A 4406-nucleotide genomic window follows, 5' to 3' on the forward strand; every position below is an offset into this window, starting at 1 on the left:
GTATCCTACATAGGATCATTCGACAGTACGATCGCCGGGTCACGAAACGGTCACAGCCCGGTATTCTTATGGTATGCTATCAAAAAACTGGGAAAAGAAGGTTTGCTGAAAAGGGCATCAGAGTGCTTATGGCTGGCAGCCTATACACAACAAAAACTGAAGGAAGGAGGCATATCAGCCTGGCGCAATGAAAAAGCGATCACCGTAGTATTTCCCAAACCAGCGGATACGATCTGCCGCAAATGGCAGCTGGCGAGCGAAGCGGGATCTTCACACCTTATATGCATGCCCGGCATTACAAAGAATATGATCGATGATTTCATCGAAGAATTGCTGAATACGCAATATGACCCAAACGCACTCGCTTCTTCAGAACTCCTTCATAATTAATCATTATAAAAACAAACCCTATGAACAAAACAGCAGAACAATTACCGGTCAAAACACAACCAGGCGATCCTGTCAGAATAACAACACCTGAACCCTGGACATGGGAAGTGCTGGCGAAAGCATTCCTGCCTGATCCCACATTAAACTTCTGGTTGGGTAAAAAAACAAATGAAAAAGTGCTGCGCGATTTCTTTGAGGAAGTTGTGAAAGATACGCTCAGCTCCGGGGGCGAAGTGTTCGGCAGTCCTGACCACAAGGCGGTACTCGTTTGGACAAGGCTTGGGTATACGCTCGAACCGCCCACTGAATGGAAGCAACGATGGTATGATGTCCTGGACCCTGAGGGCGTAAAACGTTATTACTGGCTGTATGAGGCTGGTGAGCTGGGGCTGGATGAGGACCAGCTCAAAAGAAGTATGCTGCCCGATTACGGGGCGGTGCTGCCGGAATCGCAGGGTCGCGGCTATATGAGCCACCTGCTCAAATGGACCGTCAATTATTATGAAGAACAAGGCTATGATGTGCCCTTCATTCTTGCTAGCACCAGGAGGTCAGCGAAGCTGTATTGTCCTTTGGTGGGTTTTCATCTGCACAAAGAAGTGTTTGTACCGGAATTTGGCGAGATACCGGTTGGTGTTTTCCTTAAACGCAATAAAAAATAGAAATGCAGAGTTAAAGAATATGTGTAACAGGGCCTGATACAGGAAGCGTTCCTCCGTGATTGTTCCAACAAAAGCGGGAACGCATCCTGTTTATAAAGGATATGTCCCGGCACGATGCTGGGTAGCTGTCGTGGGTGCTGAAAGTGCCTGAAGGCCCTGCAGCGGCATCCAGAAGGAGGTGAAACGCTCATTTATTGTCTGACACCTCAAAAGACCAGGCCACCGTTGCCCAAGCTCCTGCAGATCATCAATATATTTTTGTAATAGGATGCCTGTCTCTGTTTGATTCCCGATAAACTGCAGAATAAGTTGTGGGATGTTCAATGCCATTGGAAATAAATTATTCTTTCAAACTTTCAACCAAAAGCTTAATACTATTAATTACTGCCCTGGGATCGTCCCAGTGTATATAATGTCCTGCATTAGTAAGGTAAATAAGCATCCCACCCTTACCGGACGAATACATTAGCTTTTTCCATCGTTCCATGTTTGAGCTGTTCTTTATATGAAAAAAGGCTTCCTGGTCATAGTCTTTACTTCTTTGCGCAGGAGGAACTTCAAACTTTCCGCCAACAAGAAAATAAACCGGTACATTGGGTAATGGAAGTTTCGATATTTCGGAAAAATCTGTTTTTCTCAGATCATTTAAAACCTGCCTTTCGCTCCAGGGCCCAAAATTTGTCGAATCAATGCCGGTGCTTTGTTGATAAAGACGATTGTATAGCATTTCGTCTATTTTCTTTTCCGGGATCCCCATTGTTCTAAAAATAGCATTCCAATCATTTTTAGTTTCGGTAAAATCGGCGGGATCAATAAACACCAGGCCGGAGATCTCATTGGGGTAAAAACCTGCAAAGCTCCTGATATAAACACCTCCAAGAGAGTGCCCCACCAGTATATATGGAGGCGCTATTTTTAAACTCTTCAGAATATCATGCAGATTTTCAGCTACAAATTTTGTGGTAGGCATTTTGAAAACTTTATCTGTTTTACCTATCCCGGCACGGTCATAGGCAAAAACAGGGGCAAATGATGATACCTGATCCAATATTTTCTTCCAATTCCCCAGATCAACCCCCATTCCATTTTCAAAGATTATAGCCGGTGCATTCGCCGCTCTGTTTTCAAATCCCTTTACAAAAACATGGTAATTATTGCCATTTACATTCACTGATCTTTCCTGGGCAAAGGAAACGGCGGAAAGTGTAAATAAATATAGAATGAAAATTGTCCTCATTGGAGTTCAGCATTGGGTTGCCCTTAAGATACGCGATTCATTTTACATCACGTAGCGGCCGGATACTGCATTGCTGCCCTTTCTTCATTTTTACTGAAAGCACGAAATCATCCCCTTCCTGTTTTGCCCTGGCTCCATTCACCAGGAATCCGCTGTTATTCCTGATCCGGCAGATACCATCCGTAGCCGCCGTGACCGTGGCCTTGCTCAGCTTCCCCTGCAACCATTGGATATCTACCGTAAATCCGCCCCGGGCCTTCAGTCCTTTTATCTCACCCTCTTTCCATGCAGATGGCAGTGCGGGTAAAAGATGCACCTCTCCCAAATGGCTTTGCAACAGCATTTCCGTCATGCCGGCCGTTCCGGCAAAGTTACCATCTATCTGGAACGGCGGATGTGCATCAAAGAGGTTGGGGTAAGTGCCGCCACCGCCTTTTCCGTCAGCGCCGGAATAGTTCAGCAGCTGACGAATGAGCTTATAGGCATGATCGCCATCCAGCAAACGCGCCCACCAGTTGATCTTCCAGCCGCGGCTCCAGCCGGTACCCGCATCTCCTCTTATTTCCAGTGTTTTCTTTGCCGCTGCAAAAAACTCCGGTGTATTATTTTTCGAGATCTGGCGTCCCGGGTGTAAACCAAACAGGTGGGATACATGGCGGTGCTGCGGATCTGTTTCTGCAAACTCTTTATACCATTCCAGCAATTCGCCGTTACGTCCCTTCCTCAATGGATACAGCTCCTTTCTTACTGCGTATAAACGGTTGCGGAATGCCTGATCCTTACCCAAAGCTTCGGAAGCTTCTATTACATTCGTAAAAAGATCGCGGATGATGGACATATCCATTGTTGTAGCAACAGATACCGCCTGCTCATGCCCTTTTGCATCGCGGAACTTATTTTCAGGAGAAGTAGAAGGCGCCGTTACCCAATAACCGCTGCTATCTTTTACCAGCCAGTCAAGGCTGAATAAAGCCGCCTGTTTCATGATGGGATATGCCTGCTCCAGGAACTGCTTATCCCGTGTAAATGCATAGTGCTCCCACAAATGCTGGCAAAGCCAGTTACCGCCCATATACCAGTTAGCCCATACAGGATCGCCCGCGCCAAGGTCGCCCACCGGGTTGGCGCAAGCCCATATGTCTGAATTATGATGCGCCACCCAGCCACTGCAATGATAAAACTCACGGGCTACACGGGCGCCGGTTACTGAAAGGCCCTTCAGCCACTGCAGCAGCGGGATATGCATTTCAGACAGGTTGGTGCTCTCTGCCGGCCAGTAATTCATCTGTGTATTGATATTAATGGTGTAGTTGGAACTCCATGGCGCTCTCAGCTCCTTGTTCCAGATACCCTGCAAATTAGCGGGTGGCCCTCCCGGCCTTGATGAAGAGATCAGCAGGTAACGCCCGTACTGGTAGTATAAGGTCTCCAATGCCGGGTCATAGCCTCCTTCCGAATATGCCTTCAGCCGTTTGTTGACCGGCAGCATATTACCGGCCTTAACGGAAGTATCTTTTAATGTAAATGAAACCCGGTTAAAATAGCGCTGATAATCCTTTACATGCTCCTGCTGCAATGCAGTATACGACCGTTTTGCCGCCCCGTTGAGGAACGCAGCAGCAATAGCCTGCTCATCCTTCCCTTCCCTGTCGGGACATTTATCAAAACCATTAAAGCTGGTGGCAGCGGATAAGATCAGTACCAGCTCCGACGCATTCTTTACGTGCAACCCGGAAGTATCTGCTGTGATAGTACCGCTTGTGGCAATGGCCCTTACCCTGCATTGAAAGCGCATGCCGTTGCAGCCGCTTGTATCGTCATAAATAACAGGCTGCCGGCCTTTAGGATGATAATAGTTGGGATCCACATGTGCGGGAGCCTTTCCGCTCATGACCAGCTCATTATTTGCCTTTGCCGCCAATGTATAATGCAAAGGGCTTTTTAGTGCCACGGAAAGATCTATAGCCCCGGAAACGCCGGAGCGGATGCGGATGACCATTACATTGGCGGGCGCCGCGCAGAAAACCTCCCGCGTGTATTCAATACCGTTAACCGTGAACCGGGTAGTGGCCATGGCCGTTTGAAGATCCAGCTCACGGTGGTAAGCGGTTACCTTG

The 4406-nt window shown here is 47.7% G+C and carries 3 protein-coding genes and 1 pseudogene; 2 read left to right on the forward strand and 2 right to left on the reverse strand.

Translation table 11 applies throughout. From position 1 onward, the window contains the following. Both VIM87_RS04250 and VIM87_RS04255 read left to right on the forward strand, forming a co-directional pair. Nucleotides 1-390, forward strand: a pseudogene (locus VIM87_RS04250) (hypothetical protein); the annotation flags it as partial. 20 nt (nucleotides 391-410) lie between these two features. Next, on the forward strand, nucleotides 411-1052 hold the full coding sequence (locus VIM87_RS04255; RefSeq protein WP_331995773.1) for a GNAT family N-acetyltransferase: 642 nt from the start codon (nucleotides 411-413) through the stop codon (nucleotides 1050-1052). Between the two features lie 340 nt (nucleotides 1053-1392). Here the strand turns inward: VIM87_RS04255 and VIM87_RS04260 are convergent, their stop codons facing one another. Together VIM87_RS04260 and VIM87_RS04265 are read right to left on the reverse strand one after the other, a co-directional pair. Next, entirely contained in the window at nucleotides 1393-2289 is an 897-nt protein-coding gene (locus tag VIM87_RS04260) for an alpha/beta hydrolase (RefSeq protein WP_331995774.1), read from the reverse strand. 37 nt (nucleotides 2290-2326) lie between these two features. Then, nucleotides 2327-4406, reverse strand: a 2080-nt coding sequence (locus VIM87_RS04265; RefSeq protein WP_331995775.1) for a glycosyl hydrolase family 95 catalytic domain-containing protein, incomplete at its 5' end; no start/stop codon positions are given.

It is taken from the genome of Chitinophaga sp., from assembly GCF_036569125.1.
GTDB lineage: Bacteria > Bacteroidota > Bacteroidia > Chitinophagales > Chitinophagaceae > Chitinophaga.